Source organism: Novosphingobium nitrogenifigens DSM 19370 (assembly GCF_000192575.1).
Lineage (GTDB): Bacteria > Pseudomonadota > Alphaproteobacteria > Sphingomonadales > Sphingomonadaceae > Novosphingobium > Novosphingobium nitrogenifigens.
In genome coordinates, this window is record NZ_GL876927.1 from 102,741 (window position 1) to 127,619 (window position 24,879).

The 24,879-nt window shown below is 65.6% G+C and carries 21 protein-coding genes; 13 read left to right on the forward strand and 8 right to left on the reverse strand.

The window, feature by feature from the left end:
• The first annotated feature begins 5 nt into the window (after window positions 1-5).
• The 4 genes from Y88_RS07315 (at window position 6) to Y88_RS07330 (ending at window position 4,245) form a co-directional block, all read left to right on the forward strand.
• Entirely contained in the window at window positions 6-1,019 is a 1,014-nt protein-coding gene (locus Y88_RS07315; protein ID WP_008067627.1) for an ABC transporter permease, read from the forward strand.
• Window positions 1,013-1,801, forward strand: coding sequence for an ABC transporter ATP-binding protein (locus tag Y88_RS07320; protein WP_008067630.1), 789 nt, complete (start codon window positions 1,013-1,015; stop codon window positions 1,799-1,801). The genes Y88_RS07315 and Y88_RS07320 overlap by 7 nt, the downstream gene beginning before the upstream one ends.
• A gap of 123 nt (window positions 1,802-1,924) precedes the next feature.
• Window positions 1,925-3,061, forward strand: coding sequence for an alkene reductase (locus Y88_RS07325; protein ID WP_008067631.1), 1,137 nt, complete (start codon window positions 1,925-1,927; stop codon window positions 3,059-3,061).
• Entirely contained in the window at window positions 3,058-4,245 is a 1,188-nt protein-coding gene (locus tag Y88_RS07330; protein ID WP_008067634.1) for an MFS transporter, read from the forward strand. Before Y88_RS07325 ends, Y88_RS07330 begins: the two co-directional genes overlap by 4 nt.
• On the opposite strand, the gene Y88_RS07335 is transcribed toward Y88_RS07330, so the two are convergent.
• The 5 genes from Y88_RS07335 to hpnI all read right to left on the reverse strand — a co-directional run bounded on the left by Y88_RS07335 (window position 4,226) and on the right by hpnI (window position 9,746).
• Window positions 4,226-5,182, reverse strand: a complete 957-nt coding sequence (locus Y88_RS07335; protein ID WP_008067636.1) for a lysylphosphatidylglycerol synthase domain-containing protein — start codon at window positions 5,180-5,182, stop codon at window positions 4,226-4,228. The two genes, Y88_RS07330 and Y88_RS07335, sit on opposite strands and share 20 nt — an antisense overlap.
• A gap of 23 nt (window positions 5,183-5,205) precedes the next feature.
• A complete protein-coding gene (locus Y88_RS07340) occupies window positions 5,206-6,216 on the reverse strand; it encodes a ferritin-like domain-containing protein (protein ID WP_018076029.1) in 1,011 nt (336 codons plus the stop codon).
• An 11-nt stretch (window positions 6,217-6,227) separates the two neighbouring features.
• On the reverse strand, window positions 6,228-7,079 hold the full coding sequence (gene hpnK, locus Y88_RS07345; RefSeq protein ID WP_008067640.1) for a hopanoid biosynthesis-associated protein HpnK: 852 nt from the start codon (window positions 7,077-7,079) through the stop codon (window positions 6,228-6,230).
• A 73-nt stretch (window positions 7,080-7,152) separates the two neighbouring features.
• Window positions 7,153-8,577 carry a hopanoid biosynthesis associated radical SAM protein HpnJ gene (gene hpnJ / locus Y88_RS07350; protein ID WP_008067642.1) on the reverse strand — a complete coding sequence of 475 codons (1,425 nt, stop codon included), beginning with the start codon at window positions 8,575-8,577 and terminating at the stop codon, window positions 7,153-7,155.
• A complete protein-coding gene (hpnI, locus tag Y88_RS07355; RefSeq protein WP_036500583.1) occupies window positions 8,574-9,746 on the reverse strand; it encodes a bacteriohopanetetrol glucosamine biosynthesis glycosyltransferase HpnI in 1,173 nt (390 codons plus the stop codon). Before hpnI ends, hpnJ begins: the two co-directional genes overlap by 4 nt.
• A 140-nt stretch (window positions 9,747-9,886) precedes the next feature.
• Between hpnI and hpnA the strand changes: the two genes are divergently transcribed.
• From hpnA to Y88_RS07390, 7 genes are all read left to right on the forward strand, one after another.
• Complete coding sequence (gene hpnA, locus Y88_RS07360) at window positions 9,887-10,891, forward strand: hopanoid-associated sugar epimerase (RefSeq protein ID WP_008067659.1); 1,005 nt, start codon at window positions 9,887-9,889, stop codon at window positions 10,889-10,891.
• Complete coding sequence (locus tag Y88_RS07365) at window positions 10,888-12,018, forward strand: glycosyltransferase (RefSeq protein WP_008067660.1); 1,131 nt, start codon at window positions 10,888-10,890, stop codon at window positions 12,016-12,018. The genes hpnA and Y88_RS07365 overlap by 4 nt, the downstream gene beginning before the upstream one ends.
• Window positions 12,018-12,842 (forward strand): squalene synthase HpnC, encoded by an 825-nt coding sequence (hpnC, locus tag Y88_RS07370; protein WP_008067662.1) that lies wholly within the window; start codon window positions 12,018-12,020, stop codon window positions 12,840-12,842. Before Y88_RS07365 ends, hpnC begins: the two co-directional genes overlap by 1 nt.
• Window positions 12,839-13,669, forward strand: coding sequence for a presqualene diphosphate synthase HpnD (gene hpnD / locus Y88_RS07375; RefSeq protein ID WP_008067664.1), 831 nt, complete (start codon window positions 12,839-12,841; stop codon window positions 13,667-13,669). The genes hpnC and hpnD overlap by 4 nt, the downstream gene beginning before the upstream one ends.
• A complete protein-coding gene (hpnE, locus tag Y88_RS07380) occupies window positions 13,666-14,916 on the forward strand; it encodes a hydroxysqualene dehydroxylase HpnE (protein ID WP_018076027.1) in 1,251 nt (416 codons plus the stop codon). Before hpnD ends, hpnE begins: the two co-directional genes overlap by 4 nt.
• A gap of 18 nt (window positions 14,917-14,934) precedes the next feature.
• Entirely contained in the window at window positions 14,935-16,872 is a 1,938-nt protein-coding gene (gene shc / locus Y88_RS07385) for a squalene--hopene cyclase (RefSeq protein WP_008067666.1), read from the forward strand.
• Window positions 16,873-16,990: 118 nt separating this feature from the next.
• Entirely contained in the window at window positions 16,991-17,656 is a 666-nt protein-coding gene (locus Y88_RS07390; protein WP_018076026.1) for a phosphorylase family protein, read from the forward strand.
• Here Y88_RS07390 and hpnH read toward each other — a convergent pair.
• Window positions 17,576-18,721 carry an adenosyl-hopene transferase HpnH gene (hpnH, locus tag Y88_RS07395; RefSeq protein WP_008067667.1) on the reverse strand — a complete coding sequence of 382 codons (1,146 nt, stop codon included), beginning with the start codon at window positions 18,719-18,721 and terminating at the stop codon, window positions 17,576-17,578. The two genes, Y88_RS07390 and hpnH, sit on opposite strands and share 81 nt — an antisense overlap.
• A gap of 6 nt (window positions 18,722-18,727) precedes the next feature.
• Window positions 18,728-19,714 (reverse strand): 4-hydroxy-3-methylbut-2-enyl diphosphate reductase, encoded by a 987-nt coding sequence (gene ispH / locus Y88_RS07400; RefSeq protein WP_008067668.1) that lies wholly within the window; start codon window positions 19,712-19,714, stop codon window positions 18,728-18,730.
• 626 nt (window positions 19,715-20,340) lie between these two features.
• Here ispH and Y88_RS07410 point away from each other — a divergent pair.
• On the forward strand, window positions 20,341-20,940 hold the full coding sequence (locus Y88_RS07410) for an ABC transporter substrate-binding protein (protein ID WP_018076024.1): 600 nt from the start codon (window positions 20,341-20,343) through the stop codon (window positions 20,938-20,940).
• Between the two features lie 28 nt (window positions 20,941-20,968).
• Window positions 20,969-22,018 (forward strand): MlaA family lipoprotein, encoded by a 1,050-nt coding sequence (locus Y88_RS07415; protein ID WP_008067671.1) that lies wholly within the window; start codon window positions 20,969-20,971, stop codon window positions 22,016-22,018.
• 45 nt (window positions 22,019-22,063) lie between these two features.
• Here Y88_RS07415 and Y88_RS07420 read toward each other — a convergent pair whose 3' ends face one another.
• On the reverse strand, window positions 22,064-24,664 hold the full coding sequence (locus Y88_RS07420) for an MMPL family transporter (protein ID WP_008067672.1): 2,601 nt from the start codon (window positions 24,662-24,664) through the stop codon (window positions 22,064-22,066).
• Window positions 24,665-24,879 lie beyond the last annotated feature (215 nt).

The following is a 24,879-nucleotide window of genomic DNA, read 5'->3' on the forward strand; positions in this document are numbered from 1 at the left end:
TCAGCGTGACAGCCCCCGCCCATTCGCTTGCCCCATCCGCTGATCCTTCCCTGCCCCGCGATCTGGCTTTCACCCTGCCGCGCTGGCGTCTCTGGCGTGGAGGAGCGGGAGCCGCCGCATTGTGGATCGGGGCCGGGCTTTTTGCACTCTATGTCCCGGGCGTCACTCCGCTGCCGCGCACCGGCCTGCTCGGCGGGATCGAGCTTGCGATCGGGATTGCGATCGCGGTTGTAGCGCTTGCCCCTTGGCGCCGTTCGGAAGGCCTGGAGCAGGCTGACCGCTGGCTCGCCGCCCTGCCGATCGGCTTCGTCATCTGGCAATATGCGACCAACAAGACCGGGCTCCTGCCGCTGCCGTTCTTTCCGGCCCCGGAATCGGTACTCGAAGTCTTTACCGACGACTGGGCCAAACTGGCCGAAAGCGCGCTCGCTTCGCTCGTCCTGCTGATCCCGGGCTATGCCATCGGCGCGGCGCTCGGCTTTTCGCTGGGCGTTGCGATCGGCTGGTCGCGCGCGGTCCATTACTGGGCCCATCCGATCCTGCGCTTCGTCGGTCCGCTTCCGGCAACCGCATGGCTGCCGATCGCGTTCTTCTGCTTTCCCTCGACGCGCAGCGCCTCGACATTCCTGATCGCGCTCGCCAGCGGCTTTCCGGTCGCGGTGCTGACATCGTCGGGCGTCGCGAGCGTGGCGCGCGCCTATTACGACATTGCCCGCAATCTCGGCGCAGATCCCCGCTTCCTCGTCCGCAAGGTTGCGGTCCCGGCGGCCTTGCCCAGTGTGTTCGTCGGCCTGTTCATGGGCCTTGGCGCCTCATTCGTGGTGCTCGTGACGGCGGAAATGATCGGGGTGAAAGCCGGTCTCGGCTTCTATCTGCAATGGGCGCAGGGATGGGCCGCCTATGCCAATATCTATGCCGCGCTCATTGTCATGGCGTTCCTGTTTTCCGGCCTGATCGGCCTGCTCTTTGCCGTCCGCGACCGGGTGCTTGCCTGGCAGAAAGGGATCGTGCGGTGGTAAGCGCGACACTCGACAACGAAACCCGGCCCGGCCTCTCGGTTCAGATCAGCCGGGTCAGCCATGCCTATCGCACCGGCGCCGAGCCGGTCGATGTCATCGACAATGTCACGTTCGGCGTCGATCCGGGCGAATTCGTCGCCCTGCTCGGCCCCAGCGGATGCGGCAAATCGACGCTGCTGCGCCTTGTTGCGGGGCTCGATCAGCCGAGCGAGGGTAAAGTCGGCACCGACATGGTGCGCGTGACCGGCCCCGATCCTGCGCGCTTGCTGGTCTTTCAGGACCCGACCCTGTTCCCGTGGCGCACCGTTCGGCAGAACATCGCGCTCGGGCTCGAAGCGCGCGGGGTGGCGGGCGATCACCGCGCCGCCACCGACGAGGCACTCGCACTCGTCGGTCTTGAAGCCTTTGCCGACGCGCTCCCGCATGAACTGTCGGGCGGCATGGCTCAGCGCGCGGCGCTTGCCCGCGTCCTGATCAACCATCCCCGCCTACTCCTGCTCGACGAACCCTTCGGCAAGCTCGACGCGCTGACCCGCATGACCTTGCAGGGCGAACTGCTGCGGCTGTGGCAACAGGGCGGCTTTACCACCATGCTCGTCACCCACGATGTCGAGGAAGCCCTGCTCTTGGCCCAGCGCGTCATCGTCTTCGGCCCGCGTCCTGCAAGCGTGGTGTTCGAAGCCGAAGTCGACCTCCCCTATCCGCGCCACCGCGACGATCCCGGCTTCATCGCCCTGCGTCGCGACATCCTGATTGCTCTGGGGCACGGCGAGGAGCTGTAAGCGGCAATCATTGCGCCATACGCAAAGATGGTCGCGAAATTCAGGCAATTATCGCTATCATCGCATGGGGGCATAGAAGCGTTGTCAATCATGACGCTCTCAGCCAAACCGAAAGTGCCCCCTATGACCTCCCCCCTCTTCTCCCCCATCCACCTCGGTCACATCGACCTGCCCAGCCGCATCGTCATGGCGCCGTTGACCCGTTCGCGCGCCGCGCCGGGCAATGTCCCGTCGGATCTGGCGATCGAATACTATCGCCAGCGCGCCTCGGCGGGCCTGATCATCACCGAGGCGACCCAGATCTCGCCGCAGGGACAGGGCTATGCCTGGACCCCCGGCATTCACGACGAAGCCCAGATCGCCGGATGGTCGCGGGTGACGCAGGCGATCCATGAAGCAGGCGGCCGCGTCGTCATGCAGCTCTGGCACGTCGGACGCGTGTCGCATCCCGTGTTCCAGCCCGGCGGCGCTCGCCCGGTTGCCCCGACCACGATGCCGGTCCCCGCGCAAGCCTTCGTCCCCGGCCCCGACGGCAAGGGCACCTTCACCGATATTCCCGAGCCGCAGGAACTGACCGTTGCAGGCATCCAGCTGATCGTCGCCGACTATGCGCAAGCCGCCCGCAATGCCATCGCGGCGGGCGTCGATGGTGTCGAAGTCCATGCCGCCAACGGCTACCTCCTCGACCAGTTCCTCAACAGCGCGAGCAACTGGCGCACCGATCGCTATGGCGGATCGGTCGAGAACCGCGCGCGCCTGCTGTTCGAAGTGATCGATGCAGTGACGGAAGCCGTCGGGGCCGATCGCGTCGGCGTGCGCCTCTCGCCGATGGGCAAGTCCTTCGGCATGGATGATCCCGATCCCGAAGCCCTGTTCGCCCATGTCGTGCGCGAACTCGACCGGCGCGGTCTCGCCTATCTCCATCTGGTCGAACCGACCGTGCGCGGCCGTGAAGTGGTGCGCGAGGCCGATACCCGGAGCGAAGCCCTGATGCATGCCATCCGCACAGCCTTCTCCGGGCCGATCATCCTTGCCGGGGGCTACAACCGTGCCCGAGCCGACAAGGCTCTGGCCGAAGGGCGCGGCGACCTTATCGCGTTCGGTCGCCCGTTCATCGCCAATCCCGACCTGCCCGCCCGTCTCGCGCTCGATGCTCCGCTCAACGAGCCCGATCCGACCACGTTCTATGGCGGCGATGCCCACGGCTATATCGACTATCCGACGCTCGCGGACGCCCCGACCGACGAGGTCGTGTCGTGACGGCGGCGACCCCGACAGCAGGGGCGGCTCATGCCGCCCCCACCCTCGGCAAGGGGCTGACTTTCGCCATGGCGGCGACCACCGGCCTTGCCGTCGCCAACATCTATTACAACCAGCCGATGCTGGGGCTTGTCGAGCGCGACCTGCCCGGTTCGCTGACCGCGCTTGTGCCGACGGTGACGCAGCTCGGCTATGCGCTGGGCCTGTTCCTGCTGGTCCCGCTCGGCGATCTGGTCGAGCGCCGGGGCCTTATTCTGGTGCAGTTCCTCGCTCTTGCCGCCGCGCTGGTGACGGCGGCGATCGCACCCAATGCGGCGTCGCTGCTGATGGCCTCCCTCGCGGTCGGGGCGACCGCGACCGTCGCGCAACAGATCGTCCCGCTCGCCGCGCACATGGCGCCCCAGGAAAGGCGCGGCGCGGTCATCGGTACGGTCATGGCGGGCCTGCTCTGCGGCATCCTGCTCAGCCGGACGCTGGCGGGCTTTGTTGCCGACCATGCCGGATGGCGGGCGGTGTTCTGGCTCGGCGTGCCGCTGGCCGTGCTCTCGGGTCTTGCCTTGCGCATCCTGCTGCCGACCAGCCGCGCCGATCACCACCACAGCTATGGCTCGCTCCTCGCCTCGCTCATTCACTTGTGGCGGGACCTGCCTGCCCTGCGCCGCGCGACGCTGACGCAAGGCTTGCTGTTCGGGACGTTCAGCACGTTCTGGAGCACGCTCGCGCTCCATCTTCAGGAGCCGCGCTTTGGTCTGGGCGCAACCGTTGCGGGCCTCTTTGGCGTGATCGGCGCGGCAGGCGTGCTGGCGGCTCCGGCGGCCGGACACCTTGCCGACCGACGCGGCCCGCGCACGGTCATCCTGCTCGGCACGGTGCTGGCGCTGCTCGCCTGGGCGGTTCTGGGGTTCTGGTCCGCACTCGCCGGGCTGGTGGTCGGGTGCATCCTGCTCGACTTTGCCGTACAGGGCGCGCTGATCTCGCACCAGCACCTCGTCTATGCCCTGCGCCCCGAAGCCCGTGCACGGATCAACACCCTGTTCATGGGCGGCATGTTTCTGGGCGGGGCGAGCGGATCAGCCCTCGCGATGGCGGCATGGCGGATGGATGGATGGACCGGCGTCAGCGCCCTTGGCATGGTCCTCGCGGCCCTTGCCGCGCTGGTGCAGCTTACCGCGACTTCGCGGTGATCGCACGCATCTCGTTCATCTGCCACAGCAGCAGCGTTGGCGCGCCCAGAGCGATTTCGCGGGCGCGCTTGGCAAGGCTGAGCGCCAGAGCGGTTTCCGCAGGCAGGCCGAACAAGGGCCCGGCCAGCGCATAGGCGACTTCCTGAACCCCCAAGGCCCCGGGGATCATGAAGGCCACGCTGCGCAGCGTGAAAATCAGGCTTTCAAGGCTGAGTACGTACCAGATCGACATCGACACGCCCATCAGGCGCAATGCGATCCATCCCCCGATCCCGCTCGCGATCCAGGCCAGGAGATTGAACCCGAACGCCAGCAGGACATGATCCCGCCGGGCATAGATCGCCCGCAGCTCCCCGCGAATTTCCGCGAGCATCCCCGTCGAATTGGGCAGGAACCGCGCCGCGATCACCGCAGCAAGATCGAGCGCGCGTTGTTGCGCCCCGAAAAAGGCGAGCATCAGTGCGATCATCACGCCGGTCCCGCCCAGAATGGCCGGACGCAGCGCGACCGCCGCGTGATTGCCGATCAGGATCGAGGTCATCTGGGCCAGCCCGAACAGGGTGAAGACGACCTGTCCCGCCATCTCGGTCGTCATGTCGACGACAAGCGATCCATAGACCCGCCGCGCCGGAATCCCGGCCGAGGCCAGAACCCGCGCGCTGACGATAAGACCACCCAGATGCGAGAACGGCAGGAGATCGGCAACCCCCTCGCGGACCAGACGCGCCCAGGTGAAGAGCGAAAGGCGCGCGCCCGGCTCGCCCGGCGCTGCCGCGAGCCAAGCCGCGCCAAGCAGTCCGTAGATGCCCAGCGACCATGCGCAATAGGCAAGGAAACCGCCCGCTCCGAGGCGTCCGGCCGTGTGCATGACATTGGCGAAGTCGGCCGCGCCCACCGTCCAGACGGCGACGGCGAGACCGACAATCGTTGCCAGCACGATCCCGAGGCGGGCATGTCCGTTCAGGCGAAAGCTCCCTTTGCATGGCCCTTGCCGAACGGAAGCGACTTCCACAGCTTGCAGGCTTTTCCGGCAAGATCGCACTTGCGCAAGGCCTCGACCTTGCCGGGCAGGTCAGCCTTTTCGATCCGGTCCGACACGTCGAGCGCCAGACGAATGGCAGCGGGCACGAACCGCGGACGAATGAGACGCTTGTCATAAGGTTCGAGGCGACGATCGTTTTCCGAGAGGCAGATCTTCGCAAGCTCGGTGAAGGTGATCTCGACACCAAGTTCCTTCGAACCGTTGAGCGTGAAGTTGTTTTCCTGCGCCCGGGTGTTGTCCTTGCCGAGGCCTGCGGCGGTATCGATCCGTTCCCAGATCAGATAGAGCCACACGGCAATTACCTTGGCTTCGAACCAGGGACGGCGCCATGCGGGCATGTTGCTGCGCCACCATGCGACCCAGTTCACGAAAAACAGGATGTGCCGCCCTTCCTCGCGCATGACCGGTTCGAACGTGTCGACCAGCTCGGGCGGGAAAAAGCCGGAATCGCGGGCGATCTTGAACAGGCCAAAGCCAAAGAAGCTGTCGATGCATTCCGAGTAACCGGTGCGCATGAACGCGAATTCCGGGTCCTTGGGACGCTTGTATTCCGGCTCGGGCTGAAGCTCGATGCCATAGGACTGGACCATGTCGTGCAGGACGACCTTGTGCCGCATTTCCTCGTAGGCATCCATCTCCACCGCCGTCTTGAGCAGCGGTTCGTCGATGTATTCAGCGTAAGTCTTGACGTTCATCCCCGCGCGCCCCTCGGTCGCGACAGCGATGTCCCAGATCGGCAGGGAGACGATCCGGTTGCGCGTTTCCTCGTCGAGCTCGGGCCAGTCGATGACTGCCGGGCGATAAGGATCGTGGGTGTCGAGCAGCATTCGGCTCATGAGCATCATATGCTCGGGGCTACCCAGCTTGATCGGACCGACGGGCAGCGGTGCCTTATCGTCGTAGTCACCCCAAGTGCGAGTGAGTTCCATGTCGAGCTCCTTTACATGAAATCAGCAAAACGGCCGGTCGGGATGCCATTGCTCGACAATGTCCGCTTGGCAACCCCGTCCAACAGCGCAAGGAGTTCGTCAGAATAACGGTATCCCGGCGCAGCCCCCGGATAGGGACCGGTCGCGGGATGTGCATAGATTTCAGTCAATCCGGGCGGCAACAGTTCGATTACTGCACGCAAACGTTCAGGCGTGAACGCACCCGACCAGGCAAGACCGAAGACCTGATCGGGGACCAGCATTCCGGCCGCGCGCATGCGGCGCTGCACGAACCCGGCCCAGATCCGTTCGACCCGGCCACCACCGCGCGTCCCGTCGACCGCCTCGATCACTTCGGGTGGCTCGATCGGCGCGCGCACCGCCTTCATCCCGAACCGGCGTCCGACTTTGAGGATGGTATTGGCGATCGTGGGGTGAAGATGGAAATGTTTGTGCGCATTGACGTGATCGAGCGGGAGCCCGGTCGCGGCAAAGGCTGAAAACTGCGCCTCGATCTCGGCGGCGAGCTGGCGCCGCGCGGCAGGCGAGGCAAAGATCTCGATCGCGGTGCGCACCATGTCGTTGCGGAAATGGCCCGACGCATCAACCAGCGCGGGAATCCGCTCGGGCGGCAACACCGGCCGTCCTTCGACCAGGACGACATGCAGCCCGACGCCGAGCTGGGGCAGGCGCCGGGCCCGCTCCACGGCCTCGTCTGCCGCGTCGCCGGCCACCATCAGGCTGGCGCAAGTCAGCAGGCCCTCGCAATGAGCCTGCTCGACCGCCTCGTTGACTTCGCGCGAGACGCCGAAATCGTCGGATGTGACGATCACGCGACGCGGCGCAGGGCCCGACAGGCTCATGAAAGGCAAGTGCCGGGCACGAAGGCCCGGCAGAATTGGTCCGTCATCGGCTGGCAACCATGGCCCTTTGGGATCAGGCTGCCTGCTTGCGCTTGCGCAGGAACTCGAAGAATTCGACGCCTTCGCGCAGGCGGCGCTTCATCATGTCCCAGTCGCGGACCATTTCGCTCACGATCGCCCCGACCTTGCGCGGGCGGAAGTAGAAGCGCTTGTAGAATTCCTCGACCTTGTCGAAGATCACCTTGGCAGGAAGGTGCGGATAAGACAGCTGCGCGATCTGGTTGCCGTAGTCGGCAACGAGGTGATCGGTGCCGTCGAACCAGCCGTTTTCCATCGCCTGCTGATAGAGGAACGTGCCCGGATAGGGCGCCGCCAGGCTGACCTGGATCGTGTGCGGGTTGATCTCGATCGCATAACGGATCGATTCCTCGATCGTTTCGAGCGTTTCGCCCGGCAGGCCGAGGATGAAGGTGCCGTGGATGGCGATGCCCAGCGCGTGGCAATCGCGGGTGAACCGCTTGGCCACTTCGATGCGCAGGCCCTTCTTGATGTTGTGCAGGATCTGCTGGTTGCCGCTTTCATAGCCCACGAGCAGCAGGCGGCAGCCGTTTTCCTTCATGATCTTGAGCGTTTCGTAAGGCACGTTGGCCTTGGCGTTGCAGCTCCAGGTGATGCCGAGCTTACCCAGTTCGCGAGCCAGTTCCTCGACGCGCGGCAGGTTGTCGGTGAGGGTGTCGTCGTCGAAGAAGAGTTCCTTGACCTGCGGGAACTCGCGCTGGACGTACTTCACTTCCTCGATCACGTGGGGGATCGAACGGGTACGATAGTTGTGCCCGCCGACCGTCTGCGGCCAGAGGCAGAACGTGCAGCGGCTCTTGCACCCGCGCCCCGTGTAGAAGCTGATGTAGGGGTGCTTGAGATAGCCGATGAAGTAGTTTTCGATCTTCAGGTCACGCTTGTAGATCGGCGACACGAACGGCAGCGTGTCCATGTCGGTGATGATCGCGCGATCCTTGTTGTGGACGATCTTGCCGTCCGCATCGCGATAGCTGATGCCTTCGACTTCGCTCAGCGGCATGCCTTCGGCAACGTCCTTGATCGTGAAGTCGAACTCGTTGCGGCACACGAAATCGATGTCGGTGCTCGCTTCGAGCGAAGCCTGCGTCTCGACCGCGACTTTCGCACCGATCAGGCCGATCATGGCCTTCGGGTTGCGCTGCTTGATCAGGCGGGCCGTGTGAAGGTCCTGCTGGAAGCTGGGCGTCGAGGTGTGCAGGATGACGAGATCGCGGTTGTCGACTTCATGCGCGATGTCTTCCCACGACAGGTCGTGCGCGGGCGCGTCGATGAGCTTGGAACCTTCGATCATCGCGGCGGGCTGGGCCAGCCAGGTCGGATACCAGAACGACTTGATTTCACGCTTGGCCTGATAGCGCGCGCCGGCGCCGCCGTCGAAGCCGTGGAAAGAAGGAGCCTGCAGAAAAAGGGTACGCATCATTGAGGAGCTGTCTCCGTAAGCGTGGTCAAGCCGCTCCCTGCGCCTAGACGCAAATGGTTTCCACGCCAATCAATCTTGCGCGTAAAAAAGCTGGCAACGAACACGGCAAATCCGAACAAATCACGCCAAGGTAGCAGCCAGAGCGGTGCCGGGGCAAGCCCGGTGGCATCATCGACCGTCGCGGCAAGCAGAAAACGGGCAGCGCAGGCAATGGCAACCATGGCCAGCCCCACCGCCGGATGGAACGCGGCAGCCCCCAGCGCGAGCGGCAGCGGCATGCTCATGACATTGCTGACATAAGCGGCCGGAACCACCCCGCGCACGGTCGCCCCCCAGCGCAATTCGTGGCGCCACAATTCGCCCAGACCGCCTTCGGCACTCCCGTGCGTGACGATCGGGCCGAGCACGGCAACTTCGCGTCCCTGCGCCCAGACCGCTTCGCCGATGGCATAGTCGTCGGCAAGAATGTCGGCAAACCGGGCAAAGCCGCCGATCGAGTCGAGCACGGCCCGGTGCATCGCGATCGTCGAGCCCATGCAAGGGCGCGCGAGCCCCATGGCGACGCCGAACGCTGCGCTGGGCAGGAATTGCCATGCGATTCCCGCAGCTCCGAACCGCGACCAGAAACCGGCCTCGCCATGCCCGCGATAAAGGCAGCTGACCGCACCGACGCCGGGCGCTTCGAGCGCGGCGACGACGCGGGCAAGATAGTCGCGATCGGCAGCCATGTCGCTGTCGCTCAGGATGAGGATGTCGTGCTCGGCCGACCCGATCATGTTGCACAGGTTCGAGATCTTGCCGCTCGCCCCGTGTCGGGTCGAATCGATGACGAGATCGATGCGCGCGTCGGGATAGCGCACCTTGAGCTCGTGAACGGCAAGAATCGCCGGATCGTCGGCGCGCTGCACGCCGCAAAGGACCTGCACCGGTCCGTCGTGATCCTGTTCGAGGAACGTCGCGAGATTTTCGACCAGACGCGGCTCGGCACCATAAAGCGGCTTGAGCAAAGTCACCGCCGCATTCGAGCGAGGCACTGCGCCCGGCACATAGGCCGTACGATAGCGCGCACGGAAAACCCAGGCCGCAGCGAGCGTATAGCCCGTGCCCAGCGCTGCCATCAGCATCAGGGCCCATCCGGGCACAGCAGTCAAGAATGCAAGGGGCAGCATGCGCGCCTTCCTATCGTCGCACATACCTGTCGGATAGTCCCAATTCGCGCAACGATCTTGCGTTGAGCGCGCGAGGTCATAGAGGGGGCGGCAACAGGCACAATTCAGCCAGGCCATCGGGCCGAGAAAGAGTTGCAAAGATGAACGATCAGGACGGCATCGCACTGGTAACCGGCGTCTCCGGCTTCGTCGGATCGGCAGTGGCACGCGCCCTTGCCGCGCGCGGACAGAAAGTTCGCGGCCTTGTCCGCGCCACCAGTTCGCGCACCAATCTGGCCGATTTCCCCGGCGAACTGGTCGAAGGCGATGCGCGCGATCCCATCAGCGTCGGCATGGCGATGAAAGGCGTGCGCTATTTCTTCCACGTCGCGGCCGACTATCGCCTCTGGGCCCCCGATCCCGAAGAAATCGTCATCAACAATCGCCTGAGCACCGAGACGGTCATGCGCGCCGCGCTTGCCGCCGGAGTCGAACGCATCGTCTATACGAGCAGCGTCGCCACGTTGAAGCCGTCCGACCACGGCATTGCCGACGAAACCTGCGCCGCGCGCCCCGAAGAAGCGGTCGGCGCCTACAAGCGCAGCAAGGTTGTGGCCGAGCGTCTGGTCGAGGACATGGTTGAACGTGACGGACTGCCCGCCGTCATCGTGCAGCCTTCAACGCCGATCGGCCCGCGCGACGTACGCCCGACTCCGACCGGCCGCATCATCGTCGAGGCCGCCAACGGCCACATGCCCGCCTATGTCGATACCGGGCTCAATCTCGTCCATGTCGACGACGTCGCGAACGGCCACCTCCTCGCGTTCGACAAGGGGATGATCGGCGAACGCTATATCCTGGGCGGAGACGATATCATGCTCGGCGACATGCTCGACGAGATCACTCTCATCGCCGGGCGCCGTCCGCCCTATACCAGCCTGCCGCGCTGGCCGCTCTATCCCATGGCTTGGGCCAACGAATGGCGCGCACGCCTGCTCGGCGGCGCCGAGCCGTTCCTGACGCTCGATTCTCTACGCATGTCGCGCCACCGCATGTTCTTTTCCTCGGCCAAGGCGCAGCGCGACCTCGGCTATGTCGCGCGCCCACACCGGGCCGCACTTGCCGATGCGATCGCGTGGTTCCGCGAGGCGGGGATGATCCGGTGATCATCGCTGGTCTGGCCTCTCTCTCGTTCCTGATCTGGCTGGGGCTGATTTTCGGCAACGGCGGCTTCTGGCTTGCCCGCGAACGCGACACCCGCGACCTGCCCGCCGACCCGACGATCTGGCCCGACGTCGTCGCGGTCGTGCCCGCGCGCGACGAAGCGGACGTCATCGCCCGCTCGATCGGCAGCATCGTGCGCCAGGACTACCCCGGCAATTTCCGCGTCATCCTGGTCGACGATTCGAGCAGCGACGGCACCGGGGACATTGCCCGCGCGCTCGGCAGCGACCGGCTGGAAGTCCTCGCCGGAAAACCGCTCGCAGCGGGCTGGACCGGCAAGCTCTGGGCCGTGTCGCAAGGGATCGAGCGGGCCGGAAAGACCCCGACCTGGCTCTGGCTGACCGATGCGGACATCGAACATGCGCCCGACACGCTGCGCACGCTGGTCGCACGGGGCCAGGCGGGCAAGCTGCAAATGGTCAGCCTCATGGCCAAGCTGCGCTGCGACACGTTTGCCGAACGCATGCTGATCCCCGCGTTCATCTTCTTCTTCGAGATGCTCTATCCCTTTGGCCGGGTGAACAGCCCGACCGGCATCGGCGCGGCGGCCGGCGGCTGCGTGCTCGCCCGGCGCGAGGCACTCGAACGCGCCGGGGGCATCGGAGCCATGCGCGGCGCACTGATCGACGACTGCACGCTGGGCGCCCTGCTCAAGAAGCAGGGGCGCATCTGGCTTGGCCTTACCGACCGGTCGTGCTCGATCCGTCCCTATGACGGCTTTGCCCCGATCGCGGCGATGATCTCGCGCTCGGCCTATGCGCAGCTCAACTATTCGCCCTGGCGCCTGGCCGGGACCACGCTCGGCCTCGCGCTCGTCTATGGCGTGCCGCCGATCTTCGCGCTCGCCTGCACCGGCCCCGCGCGCTGGATCGCGCTTGCCGCCTGGGCCCTGATGGCGATCTCGTTCCAGCCGATCCTGCGTTTCTACCGCCGCTCGCCGCTCTGGGGCGTGGCGCTGCCGGTGATCGCAACAGTCTACGCTTACTGCACCTTGCTATCGGCATGGCAGTATGCTCATGGGCGCGGGGGCATGTGGAAAGGCCGCGCGCAAGCAGCCACAGGACAGTAATGGAAGCCGCCGAGCTAGCATCAGGAAAAGGCCATCGCGACGAGAATTTCCCCGTCGCCAGCCTCATCATCCGGCCGGAGCATCGTGCTCCGGTCATGGCCTATTACCGTTTCGCGCGGGCGGCCGACGACATCGCCGACAATCCCGATGCGCCGCAGGAGGACAAGCTTGCGCTTCTGGCGCACATGCGCGCGGGTCTGTCGGGCGTGGGCTCGCCAGAAGCGATGGCCCTGCGCGAAGTCATGGCCGAACGCGGGATCGATCCCGTCCATGCCCATGACCTGCTCGACGCCTTCGTGCGCGACGTCACGGTCGATCGCTATGCCGACTGGGACGATCTCATCGGCTATTGCCGCCTCTCGGCGATGCCGGTCGGACGCTATGTCCTCGACGTCCATGGCGAAAGCCGGGCGACATGGGCCGCCAACGACGCGCTTTGCGCCGCCTTGCAGATCATCAACCACCTGCAGGATTGCGCCAAGGACTATGCCACGATCGGTCGCGTCTACATTCCGCTCGACACCGGGCTCCATGTAACCGACCTCGGCGCCGACCACGCGAGCCCGTCGCTGCGCGCGATCATCGCGGGTCTTGCCCATCGCACCAACGGCCTGCTGCGCCAGTCGGCAGGCTTTGCCGCCCAGATTCGCGACCGCCGCCTTGCTGCCGAAGTCGCCGCGATCCAACGTCTCGCCGAAAGCCTGTGCGACCGCCTCGAACGGCGCGATCCGCTCTGCGAGAACGTGCACCACTCCAAGATCGAGGCCCTCGTCCTCGGCGCGAGTGCGGCCATCCCCACCTTGCTCCGGCGACGCAATCCATGACCCAGACGATCAATGCCGGCAAAGCGGCCGCCGGCAGCAGTTTCTATGCCGGGATGCGCGTCCTGCCCAAGGCCGAGCGCGAAGCGATGTACGCCGTCTACGGCTTCTGCCGCATCGTCGATGACATCGCCGACGATCAGCAGGGCCATCGCGACGCGCGCATGGCCGAACTCGATGCCTGGCGGCACGATCTCGATTCGCTTTATGCGGGCGGTGCGCCCGGCCGGGCGGCGCTGGTCGCCGATGCAGTGCGCCGGTTCGGTCTCGAACGCGCCGATTTCGAAGCCGTGATCGACGGCATGGCGACCGATGTCGATCATGACGTGCGCTGGCCGACCTGGGACGAACTCGACCTCTATTGCGACCGCGTCGCTTCGGCGGTCGGACGGCTTTCGGTTCGGGTCTTCGGCATGGACCGCGCTGCGGGCCTGGCCCTCGCCCATCATCTGGGCCGCGCCCTGCAATTCACCAATATCTTGCGCGACATCGACGAGGATGCGGCGATCGGGCGCGTCTACCTGCCTGCCGAGGCGCTGACCGAAGCGGGCATTGCGCTCACCACCCCGCGCGAAGTCGCGGCCGATCCGCGGATCGATGCCGTCGCGCGCCAGGTCGCGGTCCGTGCGCAGGAGCATTTCCGGCAGGCCCATGCCGTGCTTGCCGCCCGTCCGCGCGGCCATCTCATCGCGCCGCGCCTGATGGATGCGGTCTATGCCCGGATCCTGCAACAGATGCTGCAAGTGGGCTGGGCCCCGCCGCGTCGGCGGATCAAGACCAACAAGCTGCTTCTTGTCGCCACCGTGCTGTGGCTTCTGGTGAAAAATTGACTTTCGCACGCGCAACCATCGCCGGGGCCGGCCTTGCCGGGCTGTCGAGCGCCGTTCGCCTGATCGAGGCGGGCCTTTCGGTCAGCATCGGCGACGGCGCGGCCCGCGCGGGCGGGCGCTGCCGGTCCTATTTCGACCGCCAGCTTGGACAAGTGATCGACAACGGCAATCACCTCGTCCTTGCGGGCAATCGCGCGGTGGCCGACTTCCGCCGCACGGTCGGGGCAATCGCCCCGCTCGAAGGCCCCGATCAGGCCGATTTCCCGTTCGCCGACCTTGCCACCGGCGATCGCTGGACCTTGCGCATCAATGACGGCCGTGTGCCTTGGTGGGTGCTGGTCAAGAGCCGCCGCGTGCCCGGCACAGGGGCGTCGGACTATCTCGCGCTGGGCAAGCTGCTTTCGGGCAAGCCCGGCCAGACCGTCGGCGATCGCGTTCCCACCACTGGCCCCTTGTGGGATCGCATGCTCGATCCGGTGCTGCTCGCCATTCTCAACACCGCTCCGGCGATCGGTTCGGCGGAACTGACCGCTGCGGTCGTGCGCGAATCGCTGGCGCTCGGCGGCAAGGCCAGCCTGCCGCGCATTGCCTCGCCGACACTGGCGGCCGCTTTCATCGATCCCGCGACTGACTGGCTCGAAGCCCATGGTGCGCCGGTCGCGCTGGGCCGTCGCCTGCGCAGCATCGAAACCACAGGGGACCGCGTGACCGCGCTCGACTGGGGTGCGGGGCCCGAACCGGTTGTAGCCGACGAAGCCGTCGTGCTTGCCGTGCCTTCGTGGGTGGCCAAGGGCCTGCTCCCCGAAATCAGCGTGCCCGATGCGTTCCATTCGATCGTGAACGCCCATTTCGCGTTCACGCCGCCGCCGGGGGCCCCGCTGATGCTGGGCCTGCTCGGTGCGACGGGACAATGGCTGTTCGCGTTCGAGGACCGCATTTCAGTGACGGTCAGCGCCGCCGACGACATCGTCGATCACGACCGCGAGGAACTCGCCTACCGCTTCTGGGACGAGATCCAGCGCGCCTATGGCTTTTGCGCGCCCATGCCCGCGTGGCAGATCGTCAAGGAAAAGCGCGCGACCTTTTCCGCCACCCCCGAACAGGACGCCAAGCGTCCGCCCGCGCGCACGCGCTGGCGCAATCTCTTTCTGGCCGGCGACTGGACCGCCACTGGCCTGCCCGCAACCATCGAGGGCGCCCTGCGCTCGGGTGAGACGGCGGCGCGGACCGTGCTGGGCAAGGCGTAACGGGCAAGAGGAACGAGCATGACCGATCCCATCACTGCACCCGAAAATCTCGAAACCGTCGATCTGGCTGTCGATCGCGCGGCCAATGCCATGGTCGAGGCCCAGCGTCCCGACGGCCACTGGGTTTTCGAACTGGAAGCCGATTGCACGATTCCGGCCGAATACGTGCTCTTGCGCCATTTCCTCGGCGAACCCGACGATCTGGAACTCGAAGCCAAGATCGGCCGCTATCTGCGCCGGATCCAGTCGAAGGACCACCACGGGTGGGGCCTGTTCCACGGCGGCGCCTTCGACATTTCGGCCAGCGTCAAAGCCTATTACGCGCTCAAGATGATCGGCGACGACATCAACGCCCCGCACATGGCGCGCGCGCGCGCGGCGATCCGCGCAGCGGGCGGCGCGGCGGCGGTCAATGTCTTCACCCGCATTCAGCTTGCGCTGTTCGGCGCGGGCAGCTGGGACGCGGTGCCGACGATGCCGCCCGAGCTGATCCTGCTGCCGCGCTGGTTCCCGATCCACCTTTCGAAGATGAGCTATTGGGCGCGCACGGTGATCGTGCCGCTGCTGGTCATCGGCGCGAAAAAGCCGCTGGCCCGCAATCCGCGCCGCATCTTCGTCGAGGAACTCTACACCACCACCAAAGCTCCGCTCGCGAGCAAGGGCGCCAATCTCAAGTTCGCGTGGTCGATCGGCTTCAACGCGCTCGACCGCGTGCTCAAGGCCGGAGACAATCTCTGGCCCAAGGCGCGGCGCGCACAGGCGATCCAGACGTGCGTCGACTGGGTGATCGAACGCCTCAACGGCGAAGACGGCCTCGGCGCGATCTATCCGGCGATGGCCAACAGCGTGATGATGTTCGACCTCCTTGGCTATCCCGAGGATCATCCGGCCCGGGCAATCGCACGCAAGTCGGTGGAGAACCTGCTCGTGATCCACGAGGACGAGGCTTATTGCCAGCCCTGCGTCTCGCCGGTCTGGGATACCGCGCTTGCCGCCCACGCCATGCTCGAAGCTGGCGGTGAAACCAATGTCGCGCGGGCCAAGGCCGGGCTGGACTGGCTCAAGCCGCTGCAAGTGCTCGACGTCGAAGGCGACTGGGCCGAGGAACGCCCCGGCGTGCGTCCAGGCGGCTGGGCTTTCCAGTACAACAACGCCCATTACCCTGACCTCGACGATACCGCCGTGGTCGTGATGGCAATGGATCGCGCCGGGGTCGAGGACCGCATGCCGATCGACCGCGGGGTCGAATGGACAGTGGGGCTGCAGTCGAAGAACGGTGGCTGGGGCGCTTTCGACGCCGACAACACATACGACTACCTCAACAACCTGCCTTTCGCCGACCACGGTGCCTTGCTCGATCCGCCGACCGCCGACGTTTCGGCGCGCTGCATCTCGATGCTGGCCCAGCTCGGCGAATCGAAGGACAGCCCGCGCATGGCCGCCGCCATCGAATACCTGCGCAAGGAGCAGGAGCCCGAAGGCAGCTGGTTCGGCCGCTGGGGCGTCAACTATATCTACGGCACCTGGTCGGTGCTTTGCGCGCTCAATGCCGCGGGCATCGCCCCCAGCGACCCGATGGTTGCGCGCGCGGTTTCGTGGCTGCGCCAGATCCAGAACGCCGACGGCGGCTGGGGCGAGGATTGCGAAAGCTATGCTCTCGACCGCAAGGGCCATATCCCGGCGCCCTCCACTGCATCGCAGACCGCCTGGGCGCTCCTGGCGCTGATGGCGGCGGGCGACGTCGACACCGATGCGGTGCGGCGCGGGATCGCCTGGCTCGTCGCCAATCAGGACGAGGACGGCCTCTGGGGGCAGGAACTCTACACCGGCGGCGGCTTCCCCCGCGTGTTCTACCTGCGCTACCACGGCTATCCCAAGTATTTCCCGCTGTGGGCGCTGGCGCGGTATCGCAACCTGCGCCGATCGAACACAGGCCGCGTCACCGTCGGGATGTAAGCCAAATAAACCCGATGAGCCCCCGCTCATCGGGTTTTTCATTGCCCCTTATGGCATTGCCCCCACGCGGGACTTCCCATCGGGCACCCCATACCCTCATCGAACAAAGGAACCCGGCATGACCTGGATCATCGCGTGCGGCCTCAAACGCGAAGCCGACATTTTCCGCAAGGCCTGCCCGGACTTGCGTATCGTTGCCGGTGGCGGCGACCGGGCACGCCTCGAACGCGAGCTGGATGCCATGGCGCGCGTCGCCCGCGTGCCGCTGCTCTCGAGCGGCCTTGCCGGGGCGCTCGATCCCGCCCTGCGGCCCGGTGATGTCGTGCTGGATGGGGATGCGGCGCTGGTCGAACGCCTGCGCGGCGTGTTCCCGCGTGCCTTTGTCGGCAAAGTGACCGGCGGGGACGCGATCGTCGCGACCGCGACCGAAAAGGGATCGCTGCGCGTCCGGACGGGCGCTGTTGCCGCCGATATGGAAAGTCACGTCGCGCGCGAAGTCGCACAGCGTCACGGACTGCCGTTCGCGGCGATCCGCGTCATTTCCGATGCTGCGAATGAAACCCTGCCGCCTGCTGCTCTCGTGGGCATGGGCGCGGACGGGGATATGGCGCTCGGGCCGGTGCTGGCCTCGCTCGCCCGGCATCCCGGCCAGCTCCCCGCGCTCATTCGCACGGGGCGCCATGCCGGGATGGCCTTTGCGGGCTTAGGCCGCGTTTACGACGCGCTTGGACGCACCGGGATTTTGCGTCTTGATCTTCTCAAGCTCGCGCTCGACGTGGCTTGAGTAAACGTCGTCGGCCGGACGGGCGCGGGAAAGGTCGACTTCCGGCGCCATCGGGCCGCTCGTGCGGATGCCGTTGCGCGACAGGCCCAGCAGCTTGAGCGGGTGACGGATGGCGTCGGTCGCCGCCGTGCCTTCAAAGCCGCAGTGCGTCATGCAGTTGGCGCACTTTTCGTACTTGCCGACGCCGAACTTGTCCCAATCGGTGCCTTCCATCAGTTCCTTGAACGAGGAGACATAGCCTTCACCGATGAGGTAGCAGGGCTTCTGCCAGCCGAACACGGTGCGCAGCGGCATCGACCACGGCGTGCATTCATAGGTCTGGTTGCCCGCGAGGAAGTCGAGGAACAGCGGCGAGTTCGTGAAAGTCCACGCCTTGCCGTTGTTGCCGCGCTTGAACACCTGGCGGAAGAACTGCTTGGTGCGTTCGCGGGTGAAGAAGCTGTCCTGATCGGCGGCGCGTTCATAGGCATAGCCGGGCGAGACAGTGATCTCGACGTCGCGCTTCTTCATTTCGTCGAAGAACGAAGCCAGACGCGCCGGATCCGCGCCGTCGAACACGGTGCAGTTCACCTGCACGCGGAAGCCGCGCGACTTGGCAAGCTCGATCGCCTCGATGGCGATGTCATAGGTGCCTTCGAGATCGACCGCGTGATCGTGCATGCCGCGGTCGCCATCGAGGTGGATCGACCAGGTGAAGAACGGCGACGGTTCATAGTCGTCGATCTTCTTCTTGAGCAGCAGGGCGTTGGTGCACAGGATCACCATCTTCTTGCGCTCGATGTAGCCACGCACGATGCGCGGCATGTCGCGGTGGAGCAGGGGCTCGCCACCGGCGATCGACACGGCCGGAGCGCCGCATTCCTCGATCGCTTCCATGCACTGCTCAAAGCTCAGGCGCTGGTTGAGGATCGCATCGGGATAGTCGATCTTGCCGCAGCCCGGGCAAGCCAGGTTGCAGCGGAACAGCGGTTCCAGCATGAGCACGAGCGGATACTTGCCGCCCTTGATGTGCTGGCGCAGGGTGTAGGCCGCGATCCGTGCGACCTGAGGAAGGGGAAGACCCATTGTCGGTTAATCCTGGTTGGCCGGCACGGCGGCGCGCCGCAAGGCGGACGGCAAAGTGAACTGAACGTCCTCGCGGACGCCGTCAAGCTGGGTTACAGTGACAGAGCGAATGGCTGCAAGCCTCGAAATGACGCTGTCGACCAGTGCATCGGGTGCCGAAGCCCCGGCCGTAATGCCGACCGTGTCGATATTGTCGAGCCAGGACGGATCGACACCTGCCCCGTCATCGACGAGATGAGCCGGAACACCCGCCTCGAGCCCGATTTCCTTGAGCCGGTTGGAATTCGAGCTGTTGCGCGCGCCGACCACGATCAGAAGGTCCGACTTGCCCGCCAGCTCGCGCACCGCCGTCTGGCGGTTCTGCGTGGCATAGCAGATCTCGTTGATGTCGGGCCCGATCACGTCGGGGAACCGCGCGTGGATTGCCTGAATCACGCTGCGGGTGTCATCGACCGACAGCGTCGTCTGGGTCACATAGGCAAGCGGGGTGTCGAGCGGCAGATCGAGCGAATCCACGTCCTCGGCGGTCGAGACCAGATGGACCGGCGCATCGATCTGACCGAGCGTACCGATCACTTCGGCGTGGCCCGCATGGCCGATCAGGATCAGGGTCCGCCCCGCCTTGACGTAACGGCGGCCCTGAACATGGACCTTGGTGACGAGCGGGCAGGTCGCGTCGAACACGGGCAAACCGCGTTCCTCGGCATCCTTTTCGACCGAACGGGCGACCCCGTGCGCACTGAAAATGGTGACAGCGCCAGCAGGCACTTCATCGAGTTCGTCGACGAACACGGCGCCTTTGGCGCGCAGGGTGTCGACCACATGTTTGTTATGGACGATTTCATGCCGCACGTAGACCGGTGCACCATAGCGTTCCAGAGCCCGTTCAACGATGTCGATGGCACGAGTGACGCCTGCGCAGAAACCACGCGGATTGGCGAGAATGATATTGAGCGGCCGCGACGAACCAGTCCCGGTTTCACTATGCTGCAATGCGCTTTTCCCTTGACCTAGTGCATTTGCGAATGGCCGCCCCATAGTCCGTCGTTGCGCTGGGTCAAAGTAACTTTTGTCCATCAACAGTCATATGGACGCTTCGCGCAATGCGACTCGGGCATTCCGAGCGGCTGTTTTACAAGGAAAACGTGCAGACCGCACGCCCCCTTCGCATGCCCGTCGATCTTGCCCGGTTCAGCACAGGGCAAGCCGCCCACGAGCAAGAGACCGCCGCGGTCAGGACGCAATCGCTGCCTTGCGCAATCGTTTCGTCCTTGCCGCCGGTCACGAGTCTTTTCCTTGCGGGCCCCCTCCTTATGGCTCGCGGGCAGGGTCATGGCTGGACAAACGCGGACGGAGGTCTATTGGGCACTCGCGCGCACCGGCAACGGTGCCACCGACGGTGAACGGCACCATGCGCCGATCCGCCAGCCCGCCATAGACTGCATGTCCGCACCGGCGCTCTTTGCGCGCGACGCGGCGCAACGGCGTGCCGGACGACGTGTGTTGACGAAGACATTCGTTGACGAGGAAAAATTCAGGGATCTGCCGCGCAGCCCGGCCAATCGCGTCGCCCATCGGGTAATTGGGCCGCCGCCGCGCAAGGTCCGAGGAGATTGCATTTGTCCACTTCGCTTCGCGCCGCGCTCCTGCTCGCTTCCCCGATCGTCATGGTTGCTTCGGCCCATGCGCAGGCGGTCGATCCGGCCCGCACCACTGTGGAAACGCTCAACGAAGGTCTCGTCTCGATCATGAAGGCGGGCGGTTCGCCCCAGCGTCGGGGCGCCATGATCGCGCCGGTCCTCGACCGCACGTTCGATCTCGCCATGATGACCCGTCTTTCGGTCGGCCCGAGCTGGACCACCATGACCCCTGCCGATCAGACCGGGCTGGTCGCGGCGTTCCGTCGCATGACGATTGCCCAGTATGCGCGCAATTTCGATCATTTCGGCGGCGAACGCTTCAACGTCGACCCGCAGGTTCAGGAACGCGGCGGTGACAAGCTGGTGCGCACCACGCTGGTTGCTCCCCGCGAACAGCCGGTAGCGATCAGCTATCGCCTGCGCCAGTCGGGCGGTTCGTGGAAGATCGTCGACGTATTCTACAAGAACGCCATCAGCCAGATCGCCACGCGTCGATCCGATTTCGCCTCGGTCCTGCAGCGTCAGGGTGCCCGCGGGCTGATTTCGCATCTCGACAGCCTTGCGGCCAAGGGCGGCTGAGAGAGCGGCAATTGAAGGAGATTTCGGGTTGACCGGCTTGCGCCTCGTATCGGCAGTGATGCTGCTTGCCACCACTGCTCCGGCACTGGCGGCGCCGCTGGAAAACCCGGCTCCGGTCGTGGCCGACGCGCCTCCTGTGGCGCGGCAACCCTCGACTCCTCCCGGAACGCAGCCCGCGATCGTGAACGCTCCGGCGGTGCGCCGGAACGGCCATACGCCGGGCGACCCTTTCGAAGGGTTCAACCGCAAGATGTTCAGCGTTCATGAAAAGCTGGACAAGGCGATCTATCGACCCGCGTCGATGGGGTACAAGCATATCGTGCCCAAGCCCCTGCGCGACGGCATCCGCAACATTCTCTCGCTGCTGACCGAACCCTTCATCGCGGCCAATTTCCTGTTGCAGGGCAAGCCCGGCAAAATGGCCGAGACCGTCGGACGCGCGGTGATCAACGCGACTGCGGGCGTCGGCGGCCTGTTCGACATTGCCAAGCGCAAGGGCATCAACCTGCCCCACCGCGAAAACAGTCTCGGCGACACGCTGGCAATCTGGGGCGTGGGGCCGGGCCCCTATCTCTTCCTGCCGCTGTTCGGGCCGACGACCTTGCGCGACTTCCCCGCCGAAATCGCCGACGAAACCCTGCTGCCCGGTGCAATCGGGCACCCCTTCACCACCTGGCAGTATCAGGTGGCGACGATGGGGGCACAAGGGCTCGACATGCGCGCCGAATCGGACGGGGAGCTCAAGGCCCTGTTCGGCGATTCGATCGACCACTATGCGACGCTGCGGTCGGTCTGGCTGCAGAACCGCCTGGCAGAGATCAACGGGTTGCGCCACCGCCACGACAATCCGGCGCGGGAAACCCCGACCGAGCTCGATACCCAGTTGACCGATCCGGCAGCCGGTGCCCCCGCCGCCAAGGCGACAACGCCGGTTCCGTCCGATGCGCCGGAACTGACCGATCCGCTCGACGATCCCGGCGCGCAGCAGACACCCGCACCGGCTGCAACGGAGGCGACACCTGTTGCCCCGGCTGCATCGCCCCCGGCGACGCAGACCGAACCCGCACCCCATTCGTAAACGCGAGCGATAAACCCGCAGGCGCCGGCTCGACCGACGCCTGCTTTAGCGCGCCTGCTTTTCCCCGCGTGGCGGCCCGAGCAGGGCCGGTTCGAAAATCAAGGCGCAGATCAGTGTCCAGATCAGCGAGATCATCAGGATCTTGCCCATACTCGCCGTGCCCGGGTGATGCGAGATCCACAGGCTGCCGAATGCGGTGCCGGTGGCAAAGGCACTGAACAGCACCGCCCGCGCAAGGCTCGACTGCAACAGGGCGGTTGCCCCTGCGCGCCAGGCCATGACGAAATAGATGTGGAATGCCACGCCCACTCCGAACAGGAGCGGGAAGGCAATGATGTTGGCAAAATTGATCGGCTGACCAATCACCACGCAACTGCCCAGCGTCAGGAAGATCGACAGGACCACCGGCGCCAGCGTGAACAGCACTTCGCGCAGATTGCGCAGGACCGCGAACAGCAAGGCACTGACCAGCACGAACGCGATGACCCCGGCCTGCACGAAAGCCCAGGCGATCGTACCCGCAGCCGCCTGCGTCGAAACCGGCATCCCCGAAATTGCGGGGGTCACCTTGGCGACGGCATCGCGGAACCGCAGCAGCACGGCATTGTCGAGCGTATTGCCGCTGGGGAAAACCTGAAGCCGCGCCTTGCCGTCGGGCGCCACCCATTCGCGCCGCAGATCGTCGGGCAGCGTGTCGAGCGTCACGGCTTGCGCCTGCAACGACTGGCGCAACTGGTCGAGCATCACGCCGAGCGGCTTGGACAGCATGGCATTGACTGCCGCGCGCTGGGCCGGCGTCGCCGAAGCCAGGTGATCGAACGAAGTCGCCAGATGCGCGGCATCGCCTGCGCCCTGCCCCGGCGTCGCCGCGACCGTCCGCAGCTTGGCCGCAGTCCCGCGCAGGGCGCCGACCATGTCCGCATCCGACGGCGGCGGCGCCACATCAAAGGGATTGAGCGCCACGTCGAGAACCATCGAAGCGTCCTGGATCAGGGCGAGCTTCGCATCCTGATCCTCGGGAACGAACCCTTGCAACGTGGCGACCTGCGACACTTCGGGCAACTTGCCGAGCTTGGCCGCCAAAGCGGCCGCCTCGGCCTGATTGGCCGCGAGCACGTCGATCGTGCTCGGCGTGCGGTCGGGATCGCGGGTCAGGTCGGCCAGCGCCTGCATCGAGGGGGCAGCCGGATCGCGCAAATGGAGCGGATTGAAGTCGAACACCACTTTGGGCAGCCCGGCAATGCTGGCCACCGTGGCAAGGGCAAAGAGCCAGAGCACCGCCCGGCGCCGACGCACGAGCAGGGCATCGACCGGCGCCAGCGCGGCAATCCCGGTTTCTGCCTGCGCGGGGCTCGGACGCATGAGCAGGACGAGCGCGGGCAGCACCGTCACGCTGAACAGCAAGGCGATGACCATGCCGAGCCCGGCAATGACCCCAAGCTCGGCAATCCCGACATAAGCCGTCGGCAGGAACGCACCGAAACCGAGAAACACGGCTGCCGCCGCCAGCGACAGCGGCGCACCGAGCGCCGTCGCCGCATCGATCAGGGCCTGTCGCGGCGCCACACCGACACGGTATTCGGCATTGAACCGCACGCAGATCTGAATGCCGAAATCGACCCCGAGCCCGACGAACAGCGGAATGAACGCGACCGAGATCAGATTGAACCGCCCGATCCCGAGCAGGCCGACCGCTGTCGTGACGACAAGCCCGGCAATGATCGTGATCATGATCGCCGCGACCAGCCGGGCCGATCGCGTGGCGAACCACAAGGTCAACAGCATGGCGCCGACCATGACCATGGCGACGACGCCGATATTGTCCTCGAGCGTCGAGAATTCATCGTCCGCCATCGGCACTTCGCCGGTCAGTTGCAGACGAACCCCGTGGGCAGCATCGATCTGCAGTTCGCGCGCGGCGGCATTGATGGCATCGGTCGCCGCTTCACCGGGCTTGAGCGCGGTATGATCGAGAACGGGCTGGGCCAGAACGAGGCGGCGCGTGGGCGCTGCAAGACGGCCGCTGCCACCCGACAGCAGGCGCTGCCACGAAAAGAAGGCAGGCTTTCCGGCCAGTGACTGATCGATCGAACCGGCAAGCGCCTGCATCGGACGGTCGATCCGGCTCAACGGAACCTGCCCTGCCGTGACGCCGTCGAGCATGGTGTCGAGCGATTGCGCCACCCCGCGCAGACTGGGATCGGCAGCGAGCGGCCCGAGCAGCGGCTGTGCCGCGACAAGATCGGAGGTCGCCTTGCGCACGTCCTCGCGGCTGCCATAGAGCATGCCTTCGCGACTGAGGAAATCACCGGCATCGGGCCGCTTGGCGGAACGGAAATGCGCCTTGTCCGCGTCCATTCTGGCCGAAAGGCGGGCGGCGGCATCTTCGGCAAGCTCAGGGGTCTGGCCATCGATAATGACCAGCATCACATCGCTGAGCTGTGGGAATTCGGAGGAAAAGGCCTTTTCGCGCTGACGCCAGTCGACGGAAGGCGAAATCAGCTCGGCCGTATCGGTGGTCATGGCAAAGCGGCCGACATCGACCGCCAGAGACAACACCGTAAGCAGGAAACCGATCCCCAGCACCAGCCACGGGCGTCGGACACTGGCCCTGACGAGCGCGGAGACGGGTTCGGCGAATTTCATTCAAAACCTTTCGGACCGGACATGCCCCCGCCCCGTGCCGGTGCCTTTAGTGCCTTATGCAAAACTCGCCAAGTGGGGAGTTGGGAAGTGGGGAGCTGGAGGCCGATGCAGGCTCTTCCCCACTCCGATCGCCTGGACCGGAGTGGGGACAAGCGGATCAGGCCACGACCGCGCTGCGGTCGGCGTCGGCGTGACCGGCGCTGTTATGACGGAGA